This is a genomic window from Xenophilus sp. Marseille-Q4582, assembly GCF_916700565.1.
In the GTDB taxonomy this organism is placed as follows: domain Bacteria; phylum Pseudomonadota; class Gammaproteobacteria; order Burkholderiales; family Burkholderiaceae_C; genus Xenophilus.
In genome coordinates this window covers 35,738-61,031 of sequence record NZ_CAKAKO010000002.1, presented here as the reverse complement: position 1 = coordinate 61,031, position 25,294 = coordinate 35,738, and the positions used below count along the sequence as shown (strand labels likewise).

Here is a 25,294-nt window from a genome sequence, read left to right as displayed (position 1 = left end):
CGCGCCGTCTTGGGCCCGGCGACGGGCCGCGCTGACACGCGTTTGACTTTTTACTGTCATGCGCGCTTCCTAGACTGCCCGCGCCCGTCGAGCCCCTCGACATCACACAGAGCGAACTGCCCCATGAGCCAATCGATTTCGGACAAGGTCGTCCGCAACAGCAGCGCGAACGAACCTTTCAGCGCCATCCTGGAAAAGAACCTGTCGCGTCGCGCCGTCACGCGCGGCGGCCTGGGGGCCGCGCTGGCCGCCATGACCGGCGTGGGCCTGACGGCCTGCGGTGGCAGCGGTGGCGGCGGCTTCCCCGTCCTGCCTCCTGCACCCGCGCCGGCCCCCGCGCCCGAGCCACCCAAGCTCAAGCTGGGCTTCGATTCGCTGCCTCCCTCGATGACCGATGCCTGCGTGGTGCCGGCCGGCTACGTCGCCCAGGTGCTGGGCGCCTGGGGCACGCCGCTCAACGACAAGGCCGCACCCTGGAGCAAGGACGGCAACAACAGCTCCGAGGACCTGCTGAACTCCACCGGCATGCACCACGACGGCATGCACTTCTTCCCGCTGCAGGGCAGCTCGACCGAAGGCCTGCTGGTGGTGAACCACGAGTACATCGACGAGAAGGCCCTCCATCCGAACGGCCCGACCCAGGTCGACGGCAAGCGCCCCGCCGAGGAAGTGCGCAAGGAGATCAACGCCCACGGCGTGGCCGTGATGCACGTGCGCCTGGAAGGTGGCCGTTGGGCCATCGTCAAGAACTCGCGCTACAACCGCCGTTTCACCTCCGCCACGCCGATGGCGCTGGCCGGCCCCGTGGGCCGCACGGACTGGGTCAAGACGCCCTTCTCTCCCGATGGCACGCAGGTGCGCGGCACCAACAACAACTGCGGCAACGGCACCACGCCCTGGGGCACGTACATCACGGCCGAAGAGAACTGGGCCGCCTGCTTCGTGAACACCGGCACCCTGCCCGACCACCAGAAGCGCGTGGGCGTGCCCACCAAGACGGGCCGCTACCTGTGGGAAACCGCTGCCGGCGACCGCAGTGAGCAGCAGGGCGAGTTCGCCCGATTCAACGTCACCGCCACCGGCGCGAGCGCGACCGAGGACTGGCGCAACGAGGTCAACGGCTTCGGCTACCTGGTCGAGATCGACCCCTACGACCCGGGCAGCATCGCCACCAAGCGCACGGCCATGGGCCGCTTCGCGCACGAAGGCGCGGCCTACGGCAACCCGGTCGAGGGCAAGCCGCTGGCCTTCTACAGCGGTGACGACTCGCGCTTCGAATACATCTACAAGTTCGTGTCCGACGCCAAGTGGGACCCGAAGGACGCCACGCGCACCGACCGCCTGGCCGTGGGCGCCAAGTACCTGGACAAGGGCACGCTGTACGTGGCGCGCTTCGACGCCGACGGCAAGGGCGTCTGGCTGCCCCTCACGCCGAATGCCGCCGGCAAGGACGGCGGCAAGCTCGGCGACAAGTACAAGACGATCGAAGAGATCCTGATCAACACGCGCGGCGCGGCCGACTTCGTGGGCGCCACGCCCATGGACCGCCCCGAGTGGACGGCGGTGCACCCGACCAACGGCGACGTCTACCTCACGCTGACCAACAACACCAGCCGCAACGCCACCACGGGCACCAACCCGGCCAACCCGCGCCTGAACAACGTCAACGGCCACATCATCCGCTGGCACGACGCGGCCGATTCGAACAGCTTCCAGTGGGAGATCTTCGTCTTCGGCTCCAATGCCGACGCGGACGCCGACACCAACCGCTCGGGCCTGACGGCGCTCAACCAGCTGGCCAGCCCCGACGGCATCGCCTTCGACGACCGGGGCATCCTCTGGATCCAGACCGACAACGGCATCGACGGCGGCCGCAACAACGCCGTGGCCAAGGCGACCAACGACCAGATGCTGGCCGTGATCCCCGCGCCGCTGGCCGACAGCAAGGGCACGGGCCCGGCCATCAACAAGAGCAACCAGGCCGAACTGCGCCGCTTCTTCGTCGGCCCCAACGAAGCCGAGATCACCGGCTTTGCCTACACGCCGGATTTCACGAGCATCTTCCTGAACATCCAGCACCCGGTGAACTGGCCCGCCTACGACAACGACGACGCCACGGCCCTGCCCAGCGGCAAGGTCCGCCCGCGCTCGTCCACGGTGGTCATCCGCAAGGCCGACGGCAAGCCGGTCGGCGTCTGAAGGAACACCGGCCGCCACGAGCGCGCCGTTCCCCATGTGAGAAGGGCCGTGCCTTGGAGGCACGGCCCTTTTTTTGGGTGGCGAGGAGAAAGCCAAGGCAGGCGCGTCAGCGCCGCACCAGGCTGGCCCCCGTCGGGTCCATCCCGCGCGGCCACAGCGCCCACAGGCGCAGCGGCTGCTTCATGCGCGCGGCGAAGCGGCCGGCTTCCTCGCCGGTGCCCGCGAAGAAGTCGGCCCGCACCGCGCCGACGATGGCGCTGCCGGTGTCCTGCGCGACCACCAGCCGGTTCAGTTGCGCCACCGGCCCGCTGGAGGCCAGCCAGACCGGCGTGCCATAGGGAATGGCCTCGCGGTCTACGGCGATGGAGCGGCCCGCCGTGAGTGGCACGCCCTGCGCGCCGCGCGGGCCGAAGGCGGCGTCCACGTCCGACAGCGGCTCCTCGCGGAAGAAGACGTAGCGCGGGTTGGCCCACAGCATCTGCTGCACGCGCTGCGGGTTCTGCGCGGCCCAGGCCTTGACGTCCTCGGGCCAGCGGCCGATGGGCGACACGCCTTGCGACGACAGCCAGGCCTGCACGCTGCGATAGGGCTGTTCGTTGGTGCCTGCGAAGGCCATGCGCACCACCTGGCGGCGCCCGTCGGGCTCGGTGATGCGCAGCCGGCCCGAGCCCTGGATGTGCAGCATCAGCACGTCGATCGGGTCGGCCATCCAGGCGATCTCGCGGCCGCGCAGCGTGGCCTGCGCCTCGGGCTGTGTTTCGAGCTGCTGGCGCGTGTAGCCCGGACGCCCGCGCACCCAGCCCGCCGGCAGGGCATACAGCGGCACGGTGTGCGTCGCGGTCGGCACGCGCGAGGCGTCGAAGACCGGCTCGTAGTAGCTCGTCAGCAGCCCCTCGGTCTGGCCGGCGGGCGATTCCACGCGGTAGGGCTGCAGCTGCTCCATCAGGAAGGCGCGCTGCTCGGCATCGCCGGCGATGGACAGCCGCCGCACTTGCGTGCACAGCGGCGCGATGGCCGCGTTGGGCCGCTGGCAGTTGGTCATCAGCGCGCCCCAGGCCTCGTGCACGGGGTCCTCGGACCAGCCGGGCAGTTCGGCCCAGTCCACCGGGATCCAGCGCGTCTTCGGATGGGTCAGCGGGCCCGTCAGGGGCCCGGGCGTGGTGGGCGCGGGAACTGGCGAAGCCGGCGTCTGCGAGGGGGGCGCATCAGGCCCAGGGGTCTTGGGGCCGCTGGCGCATCCCGCCAGCATTGCTGCGATCATGCAGGTGGCCAGCAGCCCCCACTTTGCTTTTCTCATGCTCGTGATTTTGCTCGAAGCCCTCGGCGCGCTCGTTCTGCTTGTCCTCATCGTTTGGTGGACCATGTTCCACGGCCGCCGCCGGGGCGAACTGCCCGCCGATGACGCGCAGGCGCCCGACCCGGCTGCAGGCACGGCGGCGGATCCGGCGCGCGAACCGCCGCCCCGCTGACGCTTTCGCGCGCACCTGGCGGGCCGGCGTGTTCGGCGCCGCCACCTGCTGTCGGACGCCGCCGCGCCGCCGCGTGCGGGTGCGGCGCAACCTGCAGGGCCCGTCACGCAGCCGCGCCAGGGCTGCGTTAAGGTGGCTGCGTTGCGGAGGTCGCAGCCGAGGCCGCTGCCAGCGGAGCAGGAAAAATCCACGATCTGCGAAAAGCTCACACTTGGATACGCTGGCGACACGTGACAGACACGGATGGGCCCCGTTCTTCGGTTCTCATACGCATCGCCGCTCGGCACAGGTTCCCGATGGGAGCTGCCGGCGGGCCAACCGCCCCTGGTTCAGGGTCGTCACCTTCAGGAGAAAAAAGATGCAAAGCAGCAAACTCGTTCTGAGCACCGTCGCCATCGCCGTGGCCCTCACCGGCTGTGCCGGCATGAGCGACACCCAGCGCAACACCGGCATCGGTGCCGGCGTGGGCGCGCTGGGCGGGGCCGCCATCGGGGCGGCCACCGGCAACAGCCGTTCGGCCGCCGCCGGCGCGGCCATCGGGGCCGGCGTGGGCGCGCTGGGGGGCTACCTGTGGTCGCAGCGCATGGAGGCGCAGAAGCGCCAGATGGAGCAGGCCACGCAGGGCACGGGCATCCAGGTCTCGCAGACGCAGAACAACGAGCTGAAGCTGGCCATCCCGAGCGACGCCGGCTTCGACACCGGCCGCGCCGCGATCCGGCCGCAGCTCGCCGGCGTGCTGGACCAGTTCTCCGGCGGCCTGCGCAACAACCCGAACGCCGAAGTGCGCATCATCGGCCACACCGACAGCACCGGCAGCGACGCCATCAACAACCCGCTGTCGATCGAGCGGGCGGCGGCCACGCGCGACTACCTGGTCTCGCGCGGCGTGCGCACGCAGGCCATCCAGATCGACGGCCGCGGCTCGCGCGAACCCATCGCCAACAACAACACCGAGGCTGGCCGGGCCCAGAACCGCCGCGTCGAAATCTACGTGGGCGAGCGCCCGCCGCAAGGCTGATCGCGACTTTCGCTCACGCGCCTTACCCGCCGTGTGCGGGTGCAGGGCCGGCCGCACGGCCTCTTCGGAGGCACGCGGCCGGCCCTTCTTCGTTGCAGAATGCCCGGCCGCGCGCGACCGCTGTGAAGCGCGCGCCCCTTCGTCCAGAAGACCCCCACGAGGAAAGAGCGATGTCGAACCGATCGAAGCTGCTGGCTGCCGCTGCAGCCTGCATGGTGGTGCTGGCCGGCTGTGCCAGCCCCGAGCCCGCGCCGTCCCCGGCGCCTGCGCCCGCGTCCGCATCCGCGCCGCAGGCCGCGCCGGCTGCGGACGCGAACGCCTGGACGGCGCGCCTCGCCGCGCTGAAGTCCGCGCTGGAGGCCGCCACCCAGGGCCTGGGTGTGGGCATCGAGCAGACGGCCGACCACCAGCTCCATGTCGTGCTGCCGGGCGACCGTTCCTTCGACGCCGGCCGGGCGATCATCAAGCGCGACATGGCCGCGGTGCTGGACAAGGTGGCGCAGGCCCTGCACAGCGCGCCGCGCGCCCGCATCCTGATCGTGGGCCACACCGATGCCACCGGCAGCGAGCCGCTCAACGAGCGGCTGTCGCAGGCCCGCGCCAACAACGCGCGCAGCTACCTGTTCTCGCGCGGCGTGGGCGCGGATGCCGTGCGCACCGAAGGCCGCGGCTCGAGCGAACCCGTGGCCGACAACGACACCGCCGCGGGCCGCGCGCAGAACCGCCGCATCGAGATCTTCGTGCGCGACCGGGACTGAGCGAGCGCCGCCGGCCGGCGGCCGCGCGGCCCAGCCGCCCGCGGTGCCCCGACACGGGCGCCGGCCACCGCGCAGGCGCCCTGGGTGTCGGCGACAGAGCGGCGCCGCGCTCCAGCCGCCGCACTCCGAACGCCGCGTCTCACCCGCCGCGCAGCAGGTTCGCCAGCTCCACCGCCGACTTCACGGCCATCTTGTCGAAGACCTTGGCGCGATGCACTTCCACCGTGCGCACGCTGATGTTGAGCTGCTCGGCGATCAGCTTGTTGGGCAGGCCTTCCACCACGCAGCGCATCACCTCGCGCTCGCGCTCGCTCAGTTCGGCCACCAGGCCCGTGACATGCGCACGCGCCTGCCGCTGCGCGATGGCGGCCTGCGACTGCGCGAGCGCGCGCTCGATGCGGTCCACCAGCGCGTTGTCCGATGAAGGCTTCTCGCAGAAATCGAAGGCGCCGCGCTTGACCAGGTCCACGGCCGTCGGCACGTCGGCGTGGCCGGTCAGGAAGATCACGGGCATTTCCGCCTGCCGGTCGTGGGCGCTCAGGCGGTCGAACAGTTCGATGCCGCTGGTGCCGGGCATGCGCACGTCCAGCAGCAGGCAGCGTGGCAGGTCCTGCTCGGCCGGCGTGAGCATGGCCAGCCGGTGCCAGAAGGCTTCGGCGCCGTCGTAGTTCTCGCTGGGCAGGCGGCGCGAGCGCAGCAGCCAGGCCAGCGCCTCGCGCACGCTGGCGTCGTCGTCGACAAGGAAGATCAGGGCGTCAATGGGCGGTTGCATGGTGTGAGGACAAGGCGCGCAGGAACATCGAGGTCCTCATGCGGCAGGGAGTGTGAAGCGGAAGGTGGTGCCGCGCGGCGCGTTGGGCATGTGGACCAGCGCGCCGCCGTGCTGCTCGACCACCGTGCGGCACAGGCTCAGGCCCAGGCCCATGCCGTCGGGGCGCGTGGTGAAGAAGGGCGTGAAAAGGCGTGCCTGCACGTCGGGCGCAATGCCTGCGCCCAGGTCGCTGACGCTGAACTCCACCCAGTGACGCGCGCCGCTGCCGGCCTCGCCGTGCGAGGGGTGCTGCACGCGCTCGGCGCGCAGGGTCAGCACGCGTTCGCGCAGCTCGGGCCGGTCCATGGCCTGCATGCCGTTGCGCATCAGGTTGAGCAGCACCTGCTCGACCAGCGTGCGGTCGCATTGCACGGGGGGCAGGCGCGCGTCGGCCTGCACCACGATCTGCGCGCCGATCTTGCGCGCCTGCAGGCGCGCCAGCGGCATCACGGCCTCGAACAGGGCCTGCGGCGCCACGGGTTCGCGCGCGCGGTCGCGCCGGCGCACGAAGTCGTGCACGCTGCGGATCACCTGGCCCGCGCGCTCGGCCTGCTCGGCGATGCGGCGCACGGCCAGCATCAGGTCCTGCTGCGCGGTGCCGGGCGCGGCGGCGGCCGAGCCCAGCAGGTTGAGCGAACCGCTGGCGTAGCTGGCGATGGCGGCCAGCGGCTGCGTGAGCTCGTGGCTCATCAGCGAAGCCATCTCGCCCACCGTGGCCAGGCGCGCGCTGGCCTGCAGGCGTTCCAGGCTGGCGCGCGAGATCTCCTCGATGCGGCGCTGCTCGCTGAGGTCGATGAAGGCGCTCATCCAGCCGGTCTGCACGCGCTGCGCATTGACCAGCGGCGCCTCGAAGATCTGCACCGGGAAGCGCGTACCGTCCTTGCGCTGGAAGATGGACTCAAAGCCCTCCTGCGCCGTCACGCCGCTGGCCTGCCGCTGCCACTGGCGCGCGCGGTATTCGTTCTTGAGCTCCGAAGGCCAGTAGGGCACGTCCACGTCGCTGGTGCCGATGAGTTCCTCGGGCGTGAAGCCCACCATGGCGCAGAAGGCGGGGTTCACGTAGGTGATGCGCCCGTGCAGGTCGCGTGCGCGCAGGCCCGTGATGAGCGAGTTCTCCATCGCCTTGCGGAAGGCCAGCGCGTCCGACAGCTCGTGCTCGGCGCGCAGGCGCCGGCGCGTGTCGCGCGCCAGCAGCACCAGCACCGACACCAGCGCGATGGACATGGCGGTGACCAGCGCCGTGAGCAGGTTGGGAAAGAGGTCGGGCGCCTGGCGCCAGCCGTTCACGCGCAGCACGAAGCTGGCGCCGGGCAGCTCCAGCGTCTGCTGCGCGCTGAACACGCGGTTGCCGGCGCGGCGCGCCGTGCCGATGCTGACCAGCCGCGTGCCGTCGAGTTCGTTGAGCGAGACCTCCTGGCCGCGTGTCATGTCGGCCGGGATCACCTCGGTCAGCAGCGCGCGCAGGCCGTAGGTGGCCACCATGTAGCCGCCGTCCGGCATGGGCACGCAGGCTTCCATCACTTCCAGCCCGCCCGAGGCGTCGGGCAGCGGCAGGTAGTGGCTGGGCGAATAGGCGCCGCTGCGCTGCGCGAGCGCCTGCAGGCAAGCCTGCTCGACCTCGGCCTGCAGGCCTTCGCGGCGCGCCGGGCTGAAGGGCGAAGGGCGGTAGGGCGTGTCGGCGGTGGCCAGGGTGCGCAGCGTGGCGTCGCGCCATTCCAGGCGCAGCCATTGGCGCTGCTGGTGCAGCAGGGCTTCGGCTTCCTGCTGCCAGCGTTCGGCGTCGGCGCGGCTGGCCTGCAGCGCCTGCAGGCTCTGCAGGCTGCGCGCCAGGCTCGCGCGCAGGTCGATCACCGCCAGCTCGGTGTCGCGCTCCAGCCGGCTTTGCACCTGCTCCACCTCGTGTCGGCCCGCGAGCCAGACCACCGTGACCAGCAGGCCCATCACCAGCCCCGCCAGCAGCAGCCACAGGAACCAGCGCCGCCACAGCGAACGCACGGTGCGCCACGCGCGCAGCCAGGGCGCGACCGGCCGCTCCGGCGCGGCCGGCGCCGGGGGCGCGGGCGGGGCCGGCTCGGGCCCGGTGGGCAGGGGCAGCGCGGCGCTCATGGGCGGGCCTCTGCCGTGCCGGTCGACGAGCGCAGCGAATTCCTCAGGGCACCCGAGGAACTGGCTCTGCCAGGCCTCTGGGTGCGCCCCCCTCGCGCAGCAGAGGGGGGAGCGGCGAAGCCGCCTGGGGGGTGTTTCATGACAACACGCAGTGCGTCAGCGCCGGCAGCTGCGTGCGGCATTGCTTCAGGTGCGCCGCGTCCAGCTCGGCCAGCACCACGCCTTCGCCGGTGGCCTGCTGCGCGCGCACCTGGCCCCAGGGGTCGGCGATCAGGCTCTGGCCCCAGGTGCGGCGGCCGTTTTCGTGCGTGCCGCCCTGCGCGGCGGCGCAGACCCAGGCCAGGTTCTCGATGGCGCGGGCGCGCAGCAGCACTTCCCAGTGCGCCTGGCCCGTGGTGTGGGTGAAGGCGGCCGGCACCAGCAGCAGGTCGGCGCCCTGGCGCGCGAGGGCACGGTACAGCTCGGGAAAGCGCAGGTCGTAGCAGACCGTGAGACCCACGCGCCAGCGCTGGCCGTCGCGCGCTTCGAGGTCGAAGCACACGGGCTGGCGCCCGGGCGCGATGACGCGCGCCTCGTCGTAGCTTTCGCCGGTGCCGCTGTCGAAGCGGAAGAGGTGGATCTTGTCGTAGCGCGCCACGCACTCGCCCGTGGGCGCATAGGCCAGCGTGCTGTTGAACACATGGTCGTCGTCATCGGAGCGCAGCGGCAGCGTGCCGCCCACGATCCACAGGCCCAGCGCGCGCGCGCTGCGCGCCAGGAAGTCCTGCACCGGGCCCGCGCCCAGGGTCTCGCGCAGCGCCAGCTTGTCGCGCTCCTGCCGCCCCATGAGGCAGAAGTACTCGGGCAGCACGGCCAGTTCGGCACCGGCCTCGGCGGCTTCAGTGAGCAGGGCGCGGGCGCGGGCCAGGTTCGCTTCGCGCGAGATGCCCGACACCATCTGCAGGGCGGCGATCTTCATGGCGGGTTCTCCGAAGGGGCGCCATCGCCGCGGCCTGGGGCTCGCTCGCCCGTCCCGGGCAGGGTGGGCAGCGACGGCAGGTGGAAGGAGGGCAGCGCCGGCAGGTCGGGCAGCAGCCGCGGCAGCGGGGCGGGTGCGGCTGCAGGCTCGGCCGAGGCCGCCGTGCCGCTGCGCCGCGGCACCTGCGTCACGCGCGGCTCGGCCCAGGTGCCGTCGATCTCGAATTCGCGCGTGGTCGCCGCCACCAGCGGCCGGCTCAGCACCGCCTGCGCGAGGAAGGCGCCGATGCCGATCGCCGGGTTGATGGCCGTGGCCACCAGCGCCGCCGTGCCGGCGTTGATCTCGGGCACCACCACCACGCGCAGCTTCTGCGTCTCGTGCGCGATGTCGGCCGAGCCTTCCATCAGCACCGCCGCGTTCACGCCCTTCATCTGCAGGTTGTTGGTGCTGGCCACGCCGGACGCGATGCGCGCATCGCCGCGGATGAAGTCGAAGGCGAAGCCGGCGCTGAAGATGTCGCGGAAATCGAGCGTGAAGCGCCGCGGCAGCGCCTGCAGGTTGAGCACGCCCAGCAGCTTGGCGATGCCGGGCTCGGCCTTGAGGAACTGGCCGGAGCCCACGTCCAGGTGCAGCTGGCCTGCCAGGCTGGGGTGGTCGATGGCGAAGGGCGAGCCGCGCCACTGCACCTGCCCGGCCAGTGTGCCCTGGCCGCGCGCCAGCACGTCGCGCATGCCGAAGCGCGCGAGCAGCGCGCCCGCGTCGCGGATCCCGAGCTGGAAGTCCAGCGCCGTCTGGCGCGGCGCCGCACTCGCACCCGCGCCCGCGGGCGCCGACCACTTGCCCTGCGCGCGGAACTGCGCTTCGGGCGTGCTCAGGCTCAGGCGGTTGAGCCGCCATTCGCGCGGCGCACCGCCCTGGTTCACCGCCTCGATCTCCAGCCTGCCCAGGTGGCGGCCCATCAGTTCCAGGTCGTCCACCACCACGTCCAGCGCCGGCAGGTTCTCGGGTTGCTCGTCGAGCAGCGATTCCACCTGGTCGGCCGCGCTGGCCTCGATCTTCAGCCGCGCCAGCCGCGCATGCAGCCGGCCCGACTGGCGCACGCTGTATTCCACATAGCCGCTGAGCTCGCGCGCGTCGATGTTGGCGTGCCACAGCGGCCCTTCGCGCGAGCCGCCCACCACCACGTGCCGCAGCGTGCGGCCGGCCACCACCAGCTCGTCGGTGCGCAGGCCGAAGTGCGAGGGCATCCATGGGTGGTAGCCGGCGCCCTGGCCGCTGAGCGCGCCCTGCGCCGCGGCGTCGCCGCCGTCGGGCGCCGCGCCGCCCACCATGCGGCGCCAGGCGTCCACGTCCACGCGCGGCAGCGCGACCACGGCCAGCGTGCCGCTGTCGGGCAGGCTCGCGGCCTGCACCGCCTCGGGGCCCAGGCGCACGGCGCCCTGCTGCAGCTGGGCCGTGCCGCTGCTCACGTCGCTGATGTACTCGGCCGAGGCGAGGTCGCCCAGCCGCAGCTCGAAGCGTTCGCGCAGTGGCCGGCCGTCGGGCTGGCGCTGCGTCACCTTCTGCGTCACGTGCAGCGGCAGCCGGTCGGCCGCGGCCTTGTTCAGCGGCACGGGCCAGGGCAGGCCCAGGCCCTGCAGGTCGCTGTGCAGCTCGAAGCTGGCCAGGCCGTCCTGCCAGCCCACCTGCGCCGTGTAGGGCGTGCCGCCCTCGATGTGCCGTGCCAGGCCGGTGAGCCAGGGCCATTCGCGGATCCCGCGCAGGCCCTCGCCTGTCAGGCGGCCCTGCGCCTGCAGCGCGATCTCGGGCTGTTCGCCGTCCCAGCGGCCCTGGCCCTGCACCTGCACCGGCCCGCCGGCCAGCTGGGCCTGCAGCCCGGGCAGCGAGAAGCCGCTTTCGGTGAAGCGCAGCGGCCCCTGCACCCGCGTGAAGGCTGGCGTGCCGGGGGCCAGGCGCAGTTCGTTGCCGGCCAGCGCCACCTGCGCCTGCACTTTCACGCGCTCGGCATGCGCCAGCGGCAGTTGCAGCTGCAGGCGGTAGTCGGCGCTGCCCTGGCCCTGCACCCCGCTGGCGAAGGCCTGGGCCTCGGGCAGGTCGCGCAGCAGCGGTGCGCCCAGGCGCGTCAGTTCGGCCAGCGGGCCGCGCATCTGGGCGTCCACCTCCAGCAGCGCGTCGTCATGCGCCATGTCGGCGATGCGGGCGGTGCCCTGGAACACCTCCATGTGCGGCGCGCCGGCCAGGTGCCCTTGTGCCCCGCGCACCTGCATGCCGGAGCGCTCGAAGACCAGCTCGCCCGACAGGCCGGCCAGGGCCGGCCAGGGCAGGGTGCGCACATCGCCGGCCGCCGCACGCGCGGCCGCGGCGGGCGCCAGCGGGGGCACGTAGGCGAACTGCACGCCCTGCACCTTGGCCGCGATGCGGAACTCGCCCTGCTTCGGATCGTTGAAGGGCATGTCCCAGAGGTCGCCGCGCACGCGGAAGTCCACCCCAGTGGCAGTGCCCTGGCGCACGGCATCGCGCACGTAGTCGCGCGTGTCCTTCGGGATCTCCAGCGGCAGGTAGCGCCACACGCGCGTGCCCTGGGCCCGCGTGAGCGCGCCCTGCAGGTCCAGCACGCCCGGAAAGCGCGAGCCGCTGCGGGACTGGGCGGGGTCGGCCGTGCGCCAGCTGGCGCGCGCCGTGCCTTCGGCGTCGGCATTGGCAAAGCGCAGCTCGGGCACGGTGAGCTCGATGTGCGCGCCGTTCGTCTTCCACTGCGCGCGGGCGGTGGCGCTGTCCAGGGGCAGGACCGGATCCTCGAATACGCCGGGGAATTCGAGCGCGCCCTGGTCGATGCGCAGCTGCGCATGGCCGCCGGCCTGGTCCAGTTCGAAATCGGCCGACAGGCCGCGCACGCCGGGGGTGCCGATGGGCGGGCGGGTGCGGCCCGGCGGCGGCGTGCCGGCGGCGTCGCCCGCCACCGCGATCCCGGCCACGCGGCCCTTGGCGTGGTAGCGCGTGGGCGCATCGGCCGGGCCCTGCCAGCCCAGTTCGATCTGCTCGACCAGCCCTTGCGGCGCGCGGCTGGCCAGGAGCTTGCGCACCGCATCGCCCAGTGGCAGCCGGTCGGCGATCAGCGCCAGCGCGCCCAGGTCCAGCCGGTCGGCGCGCAGCGCGCCGGTCTCGGGCAGCCTGTCCTGCGCGGGCTCGTGGCGGAACCACAGGTTGCCGCCGGGCCAGCGCTCGCCGGCGCCGGTGGTGAACTGCAGGCCTTCGGTGGCGAACTCGAAGAAGACCGGCGAATGGTGGGCCGATACGCGCCCGGTCACATCGCGCAGCACCAGCGGCTGCAGCCGGGGGCCCAGCACGGCGTTCACGCGCGGCAGGGCCAGGTCCACCACGCCGCCCACGGGCTGGCCCTGGGCCACGTCGATCCAGGCGCGCAGGGCGCCGTTGCCTTCGCGGATGCGCGCGTCCAGCGTCACGTACTGGCCCAGGCGCGAGACGTCGATGTGCGGCAGCATCGCGTGGATCTGCCCCTGCCAGCGCTGCCACTCCCCGCTGCGCGTGGACAGCAGCGGCTGGCGCAGCTGCGCGATGAGCGTGAAGCGCTCGCCCCAGCCTTCGGGGGGCGTGGCGTCCAGCCGCATCTGGTGGCGCCGCCCGCCGTTGCGGGCCACGAAGCGCACGTCCGACAGCTGCAGCGGCGGCGCGCCGCGCGTCTCGTCCGTCCAGCGCACGCGGGCCTGCGCCACCACCAGCTCGCGCTGCGCGAAGAACCAGTCGGCGAAGTCGTTGCCGCTGCGCGCGCTGCCGGCGTCGCGCGACAGGTCCAGCCCCGCCACGTGCAGGCGGCCCTCGCGCGACAGGCGCATGTCCACCTCGGCGCGCTCCACGTACAGCTGCTCGAAGCCCAGGCGCCACAGCGAGCGCGGCGACACGCTGACCACCACGCGCGCCAGCCGCAGCGCGTCGCGCTGCGCGGCGTCCTGCAGCGCCACGTCCTGCAGCTCGATGGTGGGGAACAGGCCGTTCGATTCGGCCGTGATCGCGCCGATGCGCACCGGCGCCCCCACGGCCCGGCTGGCCTGCGTTTCCAGGGTGCCGCGCCAGTCGCCGATTCGCGGCACAATCCAGCCGTGCAGGACCATGACCAGGATGGCGAACAGCAGCCAGGCCGCACCCAGCAGCCCCAGCAGCCAGCGCGCCATCACAGCCGTCGATCTGAGCAGTCGTGAAGGAATGGGCGTCGAGACATTCATGAGGGATCGCGCGGTGTCGGAAATTATGACTGCCGGCCTGGGGCCGGGTTCCGCCGGCGGCGTGTCCCTGGATGCGCCGGCGTCCGCCCGTTCGCCCTCCCGGCCCCATCGCCCCGACCCATCGATCGTGCTTTCATCTGCTTACTCGCGCTTCGTGCAACGCCTGCGCCGCCGCTACGCGCAGGAACTGCCCTTGCTGCCGGCCGGCGCCCCGCTGCGCGCGCACATGACGGCGGCCTATGCCGCGCTGCAGGCACGGGGGTGCGTACCGGGCGACGCGCTGCGCATCGTGCGCCAGCTGGTCCTGGAGCGGCTGGTGGTGCTCGATTGCGACGAGCGCTGCGAGCTGCCCGTGGTGACCGCGGCCGTCACGCAACTGGCCGAATTCGCGCTCGACACCGCCTGCACCGTGGCCTTCGCCGAGCTGGACGCTGCGCACGGCATGCCCCTCACGCCCGAAGGGAAACGCGCCCAGCTGTGGGTGGTGGGCATGGGCAAGCTGGGCGCGCGCGAGCTCAATGTCTCCAGCGACATCGACCTGATCTACGTCTACGACCAGGACGGCGACACGGCGGGCAATGCCGAAGGGCGCGGGCGGCTGTCGAACCAGGAATACTTCGCGCGCGCCGTCAAGCGCATCTATGCGCTGGTGGGCGACACCACGGAGCACGGCTTCGTGTTCCGCGTCGACCTGGCGCTGCGGCCCAACGGCAACTCGGGCCCCAGCGTGGTCTCGCTCGACGCGCTGGAGGAGTACCTGCAGGTGCAGGGCCGCGAATGGGAGCGCTTCGCCTGGCTCAAGAGCCGCGTGGTCGCGCCCGCCGCGTGCATCCGCGACGGTTCGGCCCAGGCGCTGCGCGGCGTGGTGCTGCCCTTCGTCTTTCGCAAGTACCTGGACTACAACGTCTTCGAATCGCTGCGCGTGCTGCACCGGCAGATCCGCGAGCAGGCCGCGCGCCGCAGCGCGGGCCGGCCCGAGCGCGCCAACGACGTCAAGCTCTCGCGCGGCGGCATCCGCGAGATCGAGTTCATCGTGCAGCTGCTGCAGGTGGTGCGCGGCGGCCAGTTCCCCGAACTGCGCACGCGGCCCACGCTGGAAGGTCTGCAGCGCGTGGCGCGCGCCGGCCTGATGCCGCAGGAGACGGCCGATGCATTGGCGCGCGCCTATGTCTTCCTGCGCCAGGTGGAGCACCGCATCCAGTACCTGGACGACCAGCAGACCCACATGCTGCCGGTGGCCGACGAGGACCTGCTGTGGATCGCGCAGACGATGGGCTTTGCCGACTGCTGCCCCTTCCTGACCGAGCTGGACACGCACCGCGAACTGGTGGCCGAGGAGTTCGACCGGCTGCTGGGCGGGCACGAGAAACGCTGCAGCGGCGGCAGCTGCAAGGGCGGGCCCCGGGGCCTGCCGGCCATCGACCTGCATGAACTGCTGGCCGAGCTGCCGCCCGTCTTCGCCACGCGCATGCAGGCCTGGAGCGAGCACCCGCGCATCCTGGCCCTGAAGGACGAGACCCGCGCGCGCCTGCGCCAGCTGGTGCGGCGCACCGGCCAGTGGCTGCGCGAGACCGACGAGGGCGGCGAGCCGCGGCCGGTGGAGGCCGCGCTGCGCTGGGCCGACTGGATCGAGCCGCTGCTGCGCCGCGAAAGCTACCTGGCGCTGCTGGTCGAGCGCCCCGTGGTGCAGGAGCGCCTGCTGCGGCTGCTGGCCGCGGCCAAATGGCCCGCGCGCTACCTGCTGCAGCACCCCGGGGTGATCGACGAACTGGCGGGCCCGCACATGCTGGCCGGCCGTTTCGACGCCGCCGAGTTCGAGCAGGAGCTGGAGGCGCGCCACGCCTCGCTGCGCAGCACGGGCGAGGCGGACGAAGAGGCGCTCATGAGCCTGCTGCGCCGCGCGCACCATGCCGAGGTCTTCCGCACCCTGGCGCGCGACGTGGACGGGCGCCTGACGGTGGAGCAGGTGGCCGACGACCTGAGCGCGCTGGCCGACACCGTGCTGCGCATCACGGCGCGCTGGTGCTGGCCGCTGGTGCGCAACCGCCACCGCGAGACACCCCAGTTCGCCGTCATCGGCTACGGCAAGCTGGGCGGCAAGGAGCTGGGCTACGGCAGCGACCTGGACATCGTCTTCGTCTACGAGGACGACGACGAGCGTGCGGCCGAGGTGTACGCGGCTTATGTGCGGCGGCTCATCAACTGGCTCACCGTGAAGACGCGCGAGGGCGACCTGTTCGAGATCGACACCGCGTTGCGTCCCAACGGCAATTCGGGCCTGCTGTGCACCAGCTTCGAGGCCTACGAGAAGTACCAGCTGGGCCGCGGCAGCAACACCGCCTGGACCTGGGAACACCAGGCCATGACGCGCGCCCGCTTCGTGCTGGGCGATCCGCAGCTGGGCGAGCGCTTCGACGGCGTGCGCGAAGCCGTCATCACCGCCGCGCGCGACCGCGAGGCGCTGCGCGCCGAGATCATCGCCATGCGCGAGAAGATGCGCTCGGCCCATCCCGTGAAGGCCGGCCTGTTCGACTTCAAGCACAGCCCGGGCGGCATGATCGACGCGGAGTTCGCCGTGCAGTACCTGGTGCTGTCGGCCTCGGCCACGCATCCCGGCCTGCGGCCCAACCTGGGCAACATCACCTTGATGCACCGCGCCGAAGAAGCCGGGCTGCTGCCGCCGGGCGTGGGCACGGCCGCCGGCAAGGCCTACCGCGAACTGCGCCGCCTGCAGCACCGCGCGCGGCTGGACGAAACGCCCACGCAACTGCCCGTGGAGCGCGTGCAGGCGCTGCGCGATCCCATGCAAGCCCTGTGGAGTGCCGTCTTCGATGCGTGAGTGCGTCCTCGCCGCTGCTGCGCCCCTGTCCCCACGGCCCCATATGCCGAGCCAGGGGCTGCTGGCGGCCACGGCCGCGCTGGCCCTGCTGCTGGCCGGTTGCGCGAGCGGCCCGGGCGGGCGCACCGGCAGCGACGGCCCCGAAGCCCGGCCGCCTTCGGGCCTGGACCGCGTGCCCTCGGCCGAGCCGCGCGAAGAGCCGATCCGCCAGAGCGGCGGCACGAGCCGGCCCTACACGGTGCTGGGTCGCAGCTACACGCCGATCACCGACGACCGGCCCTTCCGCGAACGCGGCCTCGCGTCCTGGTACGGGCGCAAGTTCCACGGCCAGGCCACCGCCAGCGGCGAGCCCTACGACATGTACGCGATGACGGCCGCGCACAAGACGCTGCCGCTGCCCAGCTATGTGCGCGTGCGCAACCCGGCCAACGGGCGGGAGGTGATCCTGCGCGTGAACGACCGCGGCCCCTTCCACGACGACCGCATCATCGACCTGAGCTACACGGCGGCGCTGCAGCTGGACCTGCTGCGCGGCGTCGCGCCGGTGGAGATCGAGCGGCTGACCAATGCCGACATCCGTACCGGTGCCTGGCGCCAGCGCGGCGGCGAGCCGGCCACGCAACTCGCCGCCGCACCCGCGCCCCCAGCCGTACCGGCACCCGCGGGCCCCTCGGCGGCCCCGGCGGCCGCGCACGCGGTGCCGGTGGCCTGGGTCACGCCCACGGCCAGCGGCGCCGCGGAGCGCCGGGCGGCCGGTGGCGCGGCCGCGCCCGCCCCGGCCCCGGCCCCGCTGCTGCTGGCGCAGGCCGCCATTCCGGCCGATGCCCCCGCAGGCACGCCCGGCGTGCTGAGCGACACCGCCCCGCCGCCGCGCTTCGGCAGCATGCAGACGCACGAGCTGCCGCCGCTGGCGCCGGTGCCTTCGGCCACGCCCGTGCCCGCGCCGGACGGCCCGCCCCCGACGCCGCCGAGCGGGGCCGCCGGCGCAGCGGCGGCCGGCGTCGGCACGGCGCCGTCGGCCGCGGCCACGCGCGGCATCTGGCTGCAGCTGGGCGCCTTCCGCGAGCTGTCGGGCGCGCAGGTCCTGCAGGCCCGCGCCGCGCGCAGCCTGCCGGCCGTGGCTTCGCAGCTGCGCGTGTTCAGCGAAGGCGACACGCACCGGCTGCAGGCCGGCCCGTATGCGTCGCGCGAGGTGGCGCAGGACGTGGGCCTGCAGTTGCGCAACGGCCTGGGCCTCGCGCCCATCGTGGTCGAGCGGCGCTGAAGCTGCGCGCGGTGACGCAGCCCCGGGGCGGGGCGCGCCGGCGCGGTCCGAACGACTTGCAACGATGCCAGGGCGCCGTGCGTTGCACCGTCCGGGCGCTTGGCCGACACTGCGCCCCTTTTGTCCTTGAACGTTCCCAGGAGAGAACATCCCGCAGGCCGCCACCGGCCGCCGCTGGCCCGCGCTCGGTGGCCTGCTGAGCGCCGCTCTGTTGCTGGGCGCCTGCGCTTCGCAGCCGGCCGGCGCGCCCGCTCCCGCTGCGCCGGCTGCTGCGGCCGCGCCCGCTGCCGCGCTGCCCGTGGACGCCGCCCTGCGCACGCAGACGCAGGCCGAGGTCGCGCCCTACCTCCAGACGCTCGAATCGCTGGTCAAGATCGAATCCGGCAGCCGCGATCTCGAAGGCCTCAGGAAGCTGAGCACGGTGGTCGCCGAGCGGCTGCGCCAGGCCGGCATGCAGGTGGAGCTCAAGCCCACCCGCGCGCCCGACTTCCACCCGCAGCTCAAGGGCGCCGAGCTGGGCCAGATGGTCTACGCCACCAAGACTGGCCATGGCGCCAAGAAGGTGCTGCTGATCGCGCACATGGACACGGTCTACCCGCGCGGCATGGGCGCCAAGCAGCCCTTCCGCATCGACGGCGACCGCGCCTACGGCCTGGGCATCGCCGACGACAAGCAGGGTGTGGCGCTGATCCTGCACGTGGTGGACCTGCTGGCGCGCAATGGCTTTGCCGACTACGCGCAGCTGGGCGTGCTCATCAACGGCGACGAGGAAGTGGGCTCGCCCGGCTCGGGCGCCTTCCTCACGCAGCTGGGCGGCGAATACGACGCCGTGTTCTCCTTCGAAGGCGGCGGCAGCGCCACAGCCGACGGCCGCGACATGGTGCGCCTGGCCACCAGCAGCATCGCCATCGTGGAAATGAAGGTCACGGGCAAGGCCAGCCATGCCGGCTCGGCGCCGCACCTGGGGCGCAACGCGCTCTACGAGCTGTCGCACCAGATGCTCAAGAGCCGCCAGTTCGGCGACCCGGCCAAGGGCCTGCAGATCAACTGGACGGTGGCCAACGCGGGCGGCTCGCGCAACGTGATCCCGGCCGAGGCGACGGCGATTGCCGACGTGCGCTCGCTCACCAACGCCGACCTGGACCTGATGGAAACGGCCCTCAAGAAGTCCATCGAGGAAAAGCTGATCCCCGACACCAAGACCGAGCTCACCTTCTACCGCAGCCGCCCGGCCTTCGTGTCCAACGCCGCCTCGCGTGCGCTGGCGGACCATGCGAAGCAGTTGTACGCCGGGCTGAACCTGCCCATGGACGTGCGCGAGCGCGCCACGGGCGGCGGCACCGATGCGGCCTTCGCCGGCCTGCGGCCCAAGGGCGGCGTGCTGGAGAGCTTCGGCCTGCGCGGCTTCGGCGCGCATTCCAACGACGACGAGTACATCCTGGTGTCGAACATCGCGCCGCGCCTGTACCTGGCCACGCGCATGGTCATGGACACCGGCCGCGGCCAGGTGCGCTGGTAGGCGGAGCACTCCGGGAGGACGCGCAAGGCGGTCCGGCGAGCGCAGCGACGTCTTCAGGGCGCCCGAGGAACTGGCCCGGCCAGGCCTCTGGGCGCGCCTCCCTCCCGACGCAGAGCCGTGGAGCGGCTTGGGCGTGTCTTACTCGATCGGCCGTTCGGCGACCGGCAGGTGCATGCCGACACCCATGCGGTTCCAGGCGTTGATCTGCGCGATCAGCACCGTGAGCTGGACGATCTCGGCATCGCTGAACTGCGCCTGCAGCTGGGCGAAGGCGGCATCGCGGTCGCCGTGGTCTTCGGCCAGGCGGGTCAGGCTCTCGGCCCAGTTCAGGGCAGCGCGCTCACGCGCATCGTAGAAGCCCGCCTCGCGCCAGGTGGCGATGCTGTTGATGCGCTGCCAGCCCTCGCCGGCCTTGCGCAGGTCGCGCACATGCATGTCCAGGCAGAAGGCGCAGCCGTTGAGCTGCGAGACACGGGTCTGCACCATCTCGTACAGGCGCGCGCCCAGGCTGTGGTCGGCGATGGCGGCGTTCACGCCGGCCATGGCCTGGTAGGCCTTGGGGGCGAGCTTGGTCCAGGGGAGACGGGGGCTGTTCATGGCAAGGTTCCAGAAAGAGTGAATGACACCTACAAGACGGGCCAGCGCGCGTGCCTGTGACAACCGCGCCGGTCTTTTCATCGCCGGGCCGCCCCAAGATGAAAGACGCCCCCTCGGGGGGCAGCGGACCGCGCGCAGCGGGGAAGCGTGGGGGCCATCTTTCTTCAGGGCGTCGCCAACCGGGCCGCGATGCGCGTGAGCTTGTCGGGATTGCGCTGGGTGTGGATGTGCGCGATGCGGCCGTCCTGCGACCATTCGAAGGCCTGCACCGATTCGAGCTGGCCGTCGATGAAGCGCAGCAGTCCGGGCTCGCCGTTGACCATGGCCACCTGCGTGCGCACGGCGCCCGCAAAGCGCCGGCAGACCGCGAAATACAGCATGGCCACGCGCTGGCCTCCGAGCAGCGGCTTGCCGAAGGACGGCACCTTGCCGCCGCCGTCGCTGACCAGCACCACGTCTTCGGCCAGCGCGGCCTTCAGGCCCTGCAGGTCGCCGCGCTGGGCCGCCTCGGCAAAGGCGCGCAGCAGGCGCAGGCGCTGGTCTTCGGGCACCGGCTGGCGCGGCCGGTCGGCCTCCGCCACCTGGGCCTTGGCGCGGTGCACCAGCTGGCGGCAGGCGGCTTCGCTCTTGCCCAGCGTGGCGGCGATCTCGGTGTAGTCGGCGTCGAAGACCTCGCGCAGCAAAAAGGCCGCGCGCGCCTGCGGCGCCAGGCGCTCCAGCACCGTGAGGAAGGCGACCGACAGCGCGCCCGCGCGTTCCACCAGTTGCTCGGGCGTGGGCGGGCTGTCTTCCACCAGCGGCTCGGGCAGCCAGGTTCCCACGTAATGCTCGCGCTGCGTCTTGGCCGCGCGCAACCGGTCGATGGCCAGGCGCGTGGTGACGGTGACCAGCCAGGCCTCGGCATTGGCGATGACATCCTGCGCGGCTTCGTTCCAGCGCAGCCAGGCGTCCTGCACGACGTCCTCGGCTTCGGCGACCGAGCCCAGCATGCGGTAGGCGATGCCCTGCAGGCGCGGGCGCAGGCGGTGAAAGGTGGTGGTGGCTTCGTCCATGGCGGCAAGACGGTTCAGCGACCGCCGCTGTGACGGGCGGGCGGAAGGCGGCATCGTGACACAGGCGGGCGCGTGGCGCAGCGGTGGCCGGCGCGCCCCCGGCCCTGATGGGCGCCGGGCCTGGGGCGATCGCGTGACAAGGACGGCGACCGCGCGCGATGATGCGGGCTTCGCACTGCCGTGCACCCATCCGTTCCGGAGCCGCCCATGCGCCTCGCGCCCTGTCTTCTTCTTGCTGCCGGCCTGGGCGTGCTGGCCGGCCCCGCCGGCGCCGCCGGGCCGGCACGCGCCGATGCCACGGCCGCCGCCCCGGCGCCGGGCTGCCCGGCCCTGCTCGACAAACGCTTCGACCGCCTGCAGGACGAGAAGCCGCAGGACCTGTGCCAGTACGCGGGCCGCGTGCTGCTGGTGGTGAACACGGCCAGCTTCTGCGGTTTCACGAAGCAGTATGCGGGGCTGGAGTCGCTGGAGCGGCGCTACCGGGCGCGCGGCTTCACGGTGCTGGGCTTCCCGTCGAACGATTTCGCGCAGGAAAAGGGCAGCAATGCCGAAATCGCCGAGTTCTGCGAAAGCACCTTCGGCGTCCAGTTCCCGATGTTCGTGAAGAGCGCCGTGCGCGGCAGCGACGCGAACCCGCTGTTCCGCGAACTCGCGCAGCAGTCCGGCACCACGCCCAAGTGGAACTTCTACAAGTACCTGGTCGGCCGCGATGGCCGCGTGGTGCAGGCCTTTTCGAGCATGACGGCCCCGGACGATGCGCAGCTCGTGCAGGCGCTGGAGCGGGAGTTGGCCAAGCCGCCACTCTGAGCCGTCCGCTACCTTAACAAAATCTAACAATGCGGCAGGGAACCATCGGCGCAGACCTACGCTCCGAGAAGGCATGAGCACGGAAGAATCGATGCTCACGGTTTTCATGTTGCGAAGCCTTCCGGCTCTGTCCGGACTGAAATCCCGAGGCGACTCTTCTCCTCCTCCCTCCCTCCCTCCTTCGTTTCGGGGCGCTTCGCAGCATTTTTGTCTTCCCGCCCGCGCATCCGCCCGGGCCACCCGCAAAAAAGGGCTTCCCTCCGGAAGCCCTTTTTTCATGGCGCCGCGACCGCGCAGCCGGTAAAGGAGGCGTCAGGCCGGCTGCGTGTCCGCGAAGCTGGGGCGCTGCAGCAGCTTCTCGTGCAGGCGATCGAGGTTGCCGTGCGTGGCGCGCCAGTCGATCTCGGGAAAGCGGAAGGACAGCCAGCCCAGCGCACAGCCCACCGCGATGTCCGACAGGCTCAGGTGGATGCCGCTGCAAAAAGGCTTGTCGCCCAGGCCCTTGGCCATCGCGGCCAGGCCCTGCTCCACCTTGGCGCGCTGGCGCTCGATCCATGCGGGGCTGCGCTGCGCGTCGGTGCGGCCGGCCCAGGTGTTCTCCAGGCGCCAGAGCACGCCGGCATCCATCACGCCGTCGGCCAGCGCTTCCCAGGTCTTGACCTCGGCGCGCTCGCGGCCGCTGCCGGGGATGAGCTTGCCCACGGGCGAGAGGGTGTCCAGGTATTCGACAATCACGCGCGAATCGAACATCGCCTCGCCGCCGTCCATGACCAGGCAGGGCACCTTGCCCAGCGGGTTGGAAGTGGCGATGCTGGTGTCGTCGGCCCAGACATCTTCCTGGATGAACTGGTAGTCCAGCCGCTTTTCGGCCATGACCACGCGCACCTTGCGCACGTAAGGACTGGCGGTGGAGCCTATGAGTTTCATGGCGGCGGTTCCCTCGAAACATTTGTACTTCTGGCCGACGGATTCTAGGGCGCGGGCGCCGGGCCGCGCGGCGCCCGCGCAGCCCAGGCGACAGGCGCCGTGCGGCGCGGGGCCGGCGGCGGCGCACCCGGCCCCGAGGTCCTTGGCGACCTACAATTCCGGGATGAGTTTCTCCCCCGTTTCCGCCCTGTCTCCCCTGGATGGCCGCTACGCCGGCAAGCTGGCCGCGCTGCGCCCGCTGATGAGCGAGCAGGGCTACATGCACCGCCGCGTGCAGGTCGAAGTGGCCTGGTTCATCGCGCTGTCGGACTGCGGTTTCGCCGAGTTCAAGCCGCTCACGCCGGGCGCGCGCAAGTACCTGATGGGGCTGGTCGCGAACTTCTCCGAGGCCGATGCGCTGGCCATCAAGGAGATCGAGAAGACCACCAACCACGACGTGAAGGCCGTGGAGTACTGGATCAAGTCGAAGTTCGAGGCCCGGCCCGAGCTGGAGAACGCCGCCGAGTTCGTGCACTTCGCCTGCACCAGCGAGGACATCAACAACACCAGCCATGCGCTGCAGATCCAGGGCGCGCGCGACCAGGTGCTGCTGCCGGCACTCGACGGCATCCTGGCCACGCTCAAGAAGATGGCGCACGATTTCGCGGCCGTGCCCATGCTCAGCCGCACCCACGGCCAGACCGCCAGTCCCACCACCGTGGGCAAGGAGTTCGCCAACGTCGCCGTGCGCCTGGCCAAGGCGCGCGAGCAGATCGCGGGGGTGAGGCTGCTGGGCAAGATGAACGGCGCCGTGGGCAACTACAACGCCCACATGTCAGCCTGGCCCGACTTCGACTGGGAGGCCTTCAGCCGCAAGGTCGTCGAGACGCCGGCCCCGCAGGGGCTGGGCCTCACGTTCCAGCCCTACAGCATCCAGATCGAGCCGCACGACTACATGGCCGAGCTGTTCGATGCCATCGCGCGGGCCAACACCATCCTCATCGACTTCGCGCGCGACGTCTGGGGCTACATCAGCCTGGGTTACTTCAAGCAGCGCCTGAAGGCCGGCGAGATCGGCAGCTCGACCATGCCGCACAAGGTCAACCCGATCGACTTCGAGAACGCCGAGGGCAACCTGGGCCTGGCCAACGCGCTGCTGCGCCACCTCTCGGAGAAGCTGCCGATCAGCCGCTGGCAGCGCGACCTGACCGACTCCACGGTGCTGCGCAACATCGGTGTGGCCTACGGCTATGCCGTGCTGGCCTACGCCAGCCTGGCCACCGGCCTGGGCAAGCTGGAGCTGAACGAGAAGGCGCTGGCCGAGGACCTCGACACGAGCTGGGAAGTGCTGGCCGAGCCGATCCAGACCGTGATGCGCCGCTTCGGCGTGCAGGGCGCCTACGAGAAGCTCAAGGAAGTCACGCGCGGCCAGACCGTGACGGCCGAGGCGCTGCACGCGCTGATCCGTTCGCTGGAGATTCCCGAGGCCGAGAAGCAACGCCTGCTGGCCATGACGCCCGGCAGCTACACGGGCAAGGCGGCCGATTTGGCCCGACGTGTCTAAAGGCCTGGCGGCCATGCTGGCCGCCGCCGTGGGCCTCGGGCTGGCCGGCTGCGGCGAACGGCCGGACCCCTCGTCTGCGGGCGGTGCCCGCACCTCGGAAGCGGTGGTGACCGAGCCCGCCACCGGCCTGATCTGGCTGCGCTGTGCGCTGGGCCAGCAATGGCAGGCGGGCCATTGCGCGGGCGAGGCGCGGATGCTCAGCCAGTTCGATGCCCAGCAGCGCATCGAAGAGCTCAATGCCGAGCGCCACCAGGGCATCGACCGCTGGCGCCTGCCGTCCATCGTCGAACTGGCCGGGCTGCGCCACTGCGACCACGGTCTGACGCAAGACACCTTCACCCTGGACCTGATGGCGGAGCAGGCGCCCGTCGTCCTCCCGCGCTGGTGCGCCCAGGACACCCGCATTCCCACCATCGACACCGCGCGCTTTCCGGACACGCCGGCCGTCAAGTTCTGGTCTCACAGCGGCAGCGAGCGCCAGCAGACGGCCTACGCCGTCAACTTCGGCAATGCCTGGATCGGCCTGAACGAAGACAGCGAGAGCCTGTACGCGGTGCGGCCGGTGGCCGATCCGGCGCCCCGGCGCTAACCCCCTTCCTGCCGAACCATGGCCCTCAAATCCACCATCTTCAAGGCCAACGTGGCCGTGGCCGACATCGACCACGGCTACTACGCCGACCATGCGCTGACCCTGGCGCGCCATCCCAGCGAAACCGACGAGCGGATGATGATCCGCTTGGTGGCGCTGGCGCTCAATGCCCACCAGCTGCAGGACACCTGCGGCGGCGACGGCACGCTGGCCTTCGGCGCCGGCCTGTCGGACCCGGACGAGCCCGACGTCTGGCTGTGCGACTTCACGGGCCGTCCGCGCCTGTGGATCGAAGTCGGCCAGCCCGAGGACAAGCCGGTCATCAAGGCCTGCGGCAAGGCCGACGAGGTGCGGGTCTACGCCTTCGCCCATTCGGCCGACATCTGGTGGCGCGGCATCGAGACCAAGCTCACGCGGCCGCAGAATCTGCAGGTCTGGCGCATTCCCACGGCCGCCTCGCAGCAGCTGTCGGCCCTGGCCCAGCGCAGCATGCAGCTGCAGGCGACGGTGCAGGAAGGCGTGCTGATGCTCAGCGACGGCAGCGCCACGGTCGACATCGAGCCGCTGCGCTGGCGATAGGCCGGCGTGGCGCAGCCG

At 71.8% G+C, this 25,294-nt stretch carries 19 protein-coding genes; 11 read left to right on the top strand and 8 right to left on the bottom strand.

Annotated elements, in window-relative coordinates:
- The first annotated feature begins 123 nt into the window (after nt 1-123).
- Nucleotides 124-2,199, top strand: coding sequence for a PhoX family phosphatase (locus LG388_RS05655; protein ID WP_225781890.1), 2,076 nt, complete (start codon nt 124-126; stop codon nt 2,197-2,199).
- A 106-nt stretch (nt 2,200-2,305) separates the two neighbouring features.
- Here LG388_RS05655 and LG388_RS05650 read toward each other — a convergent pair whose 3' ends face one another.
- Nucleotides 2,306-3,496, bottom strand: a complete 1,191-nt coding sequence (locus tag LG388_RS05650) for a murein transglycosylase A (RefSeq protein WP_225781889.1) — start codon at nt 3,494-3,496, stop codon at nt 2,306-2,308.
- On the opposite strand from LG388_RS05650, the gene LG388_RS05645 reads away from it, so the two are divergent.
- The 3 genes from LG388_RS05645 to LG388_RS05635 all read left to right on the top strand — a co-directional run bounded on the left by LG388_RS05645 (nt 3,495) and on the right by LG388_RS05635 (nt 5,444).
- Entirely contained in the window at nt 3,495-3,668 is a 174-nt protein-coding gene (locus LG388_RS05645; RefSeq protein WP_225781888.1) for a hypothetical protein, read from the top strand. The two genes, LG388_RS05650 and LG388_RS05645, sit on opposite strands and share 2 nt — an antisense overlap.
- A 358-nt stretch (nt 3,669-4,026) precedes the next feature.
- Nucleotides 4,027-4,686 carry an OmpA family protein gene (locus LG388_RS05640; protein WP_225781887.1) on the top strand — a complete coding sequence of 220 codons (660 nt, stop codon included), beginning with the start codon at nt 4,027-4,029 and terminating at the stop codon, nt 4,684-4,686.
- 170 nt (nt 4,687-4,856) lie between these two features.
- The gene (locus LG388_RS05635) at nt 4,857-5,444 is read left to right on the top strand and encodes an OmpA family protein (protein WP_225781886.1); all 588 of its coding nucleotides are present in this window, start codon (nt 4,857-4,859) and stop codon (nt 5,442-5,444) included.
- A 139-nt stretch (nt 5,445-5,583) separates the two neighbouring features.
- Here the strand turns inward: LG388_RS05635 and LG388_RS05630 are convergent, their stop codons facing one another.
- The 4 genes from LG388_RS05630 to LG388_RS05615 form a co-directional block, all read right to left on the bottom strand.
- Nucleotides 5,584-6,216 (bottom strand): response regulator transcription factor, encoded by a 633-nt coding sequence (locus tag LG388_RS05630; protein ID WP_225781885.1) that lies wholly within the window; start codon nt 6,214-6,216, stop codon nt 5,584-5,586.
- A gap of 36 nt (nt 6,217-6,252) precedes the next feature.
- A complete protein-coding gene (locus LG388_RS05625; RefSeq protein ID WP_225781884.1) occupies nt 6,253-8,361 on the bottom strand; it encodes a PAS domain S-box protein in 2,109 nt (702 codons plus the stop codon).
- A gap of 136 nt (nt 8,362-8,497) precedes the next feature.
- A complete protein-coding gene (locus LG388_RS05620; RefSeq protein WP_225781883.1) occupies nt 8,498-9,319 on the bottom strand; it encodes a carbon-nitrogen hydrolase family protein in 822 nt (273 codons plus the stop codon).
- A complete protein-coding gene (locus LG388_RS05615; RefSeq protein WP_225781882.1) occupies nt 9,316-13,509 on the bottom strand; it encodes a YhdP family protein in 4,194 nt (1,397 codons plus the stop codon). Before LG388_RS05615 ends, LG388_RS05620 begins: the two co-directional genes overlap by 4 nt.
- Before the next feature lie 76 nt (nt 13,510-13,585).
- Between LG388_RS05615 and glnE the strand changes: the two genes are divergently transcribed.
- The 3 genes from glnE to LG388_RS05600 all read left to right on the top strand — a co-directional run bounded on the left by glnE (nt 13,586) and on the right by LG388_RS05600 (nt 19,182).
- Nucleotides 13,586-16,399 carry a bifunctional [glutamate--ammonia ligase]-adenylyl-L-tyrosine phosphorylase/[glutamate--ammonia-ligase] adenylyltransferase gene (gene glnE, locus LG388_RS05610; RefSeq protein WP_225781881.1) on the top strand — a complete coding sequence of 938 codons (2,814 nt, stop codon included), beginning with the start codon at nt 13,586-13,588 and terminating at the stop codon, nt 16,397-16,399.
- Between the two features lie 43 nt (nt 16,400-16,442).
- Nucleotides 16,443-17,663, top strand: a complete 1,221-nt coding sequence (locus tag LG388_RS05605) for a septal ring lytic transglycosylase RlpA family protein (RefSeq protein ID WP_225781880.1) — start codon at nt 16,443-16,445, stop codon at nt 17,661-17,663.
- 298 nt (nt 17,664-17,961) lie between these two features.
- Nucleotides 17,962-19,182 (top strand): glutamate carboxypeptidase, encoded by a 1,221-nt coding sequence (locus LG388_RS05600; protein WP_255632140.1) that lies wholly within the window; start codon nt 17,962-17,964, stop codon nt 19,180-19,182.
- 138 nt (nt 19,183-19,320) lie between these two features.
- On the opposite strand, the gene LG388_RS05595 is transcribed toward LG388_RS05600, so the two are convergent.
- Together LG388_RS05595 and LG388_RS05590 are read right to left on the bottom strand one after the other, a co-directional pair.
- On the bottom strand, nt 19,321-19,779 hold the full coding sequence (locus LG388_RS05595; protein WP_225781878.1) for a carboxymuconolactone decarboxylase family protein: 459 nt from the start codon (nt 19,777-19,779) through the stop codon (nt 19,321-19,323).
- Between the two features lie 164 nt (nt 19,780-19,943).
- Nucleotides 19,944-20,831, bottom strand: coding sequence for an RNA polymerase sigma-70 factor (locus tag LG388_RS05590; protein ID WP_225781877.1), 888 nt, complete (start codon nt 20,829-20,831; stop codon nt 19,944-19,946).
- Nucleotides 20,832-21,038: 207 nt separating this feature from the next.
- Here LG388_RS05590 and LG388_RS05585 point away from each other — a divergent pair, with 207 nt between their 5' ends.
- On the top strand, nt 21,039-21,638 hold the full coding sequence (locus LG388_RS05585) for a glutathione peroxidase (RefSeq protein ID WP_225781876.1): 600 nt from the start codon (nt 21,039-21,041) through the stop codon (nt 21,636-21,638).
- A 312-nt stretch (nt 21,639-21,950) separates the two neighbouring features.
- Here LG388_RS05585 and LG388_RS05580 read toward each other — a convergent pair whose 3' ends face one another.
- Nucleotides 21,951-22,565, bottom strand: a complete 615-nt coding sequence (locus LG388_RS05580; RefSeq protein WP_225781875.1) for a glutathione S-transferase N-terminal domain-containing protein — start codon at nt 22,563-22,565, stop codon at nt 21,951-21,953.
- A gap of 163 nt (nt 22,566-22,728) precedes the next feature.
- Here LG388_RS05580 and purB point away from each other — a divergent pair, with 163 nt between their 5' ends.
- From purB to LG388_RS05565, 3 genes are read left to right on the top strand one after another with little or no spacing between them, the layout of a single operon-like run.
- A complete protein-coding gene (gene purB, locus LG388_RS05575; protein WP_225781874.1) occupies nt 22,729-24,108 on the top strand; it encodes an adenylosuccinate lyase in 1,380 nt (459 codons plus the stop codon).
- A complete protein-coding gene (locus tag LG388_RS05570) occupies nt 24,101-24,697 on the top strand; it encodes a DUF1566 domain-containing protein (RefSeq protein ID WP_225781873.1) in 597 nt (198 codons plus the stop codon). The genes purB and LG388_RS05570 overlap by 8 nt, the downstream gene beginning before the upstream one ends.
- An 18-nt stretch (nt 24,698-24,715) precedes the next feature.
- Nucleotides 24,716-25,276: a YaeQ family protein gene (locus LG388_RS05565; protein WP_225781872.1), complete on the top strand. Its 561-nt coding sequence runs from the start codon at nt 24,716-24,718 to the stop codon at nt 25,274-25,276.
- The last annotated feature ends 18 nt before the right edge of the window (nt 25,277-25,294 follow it).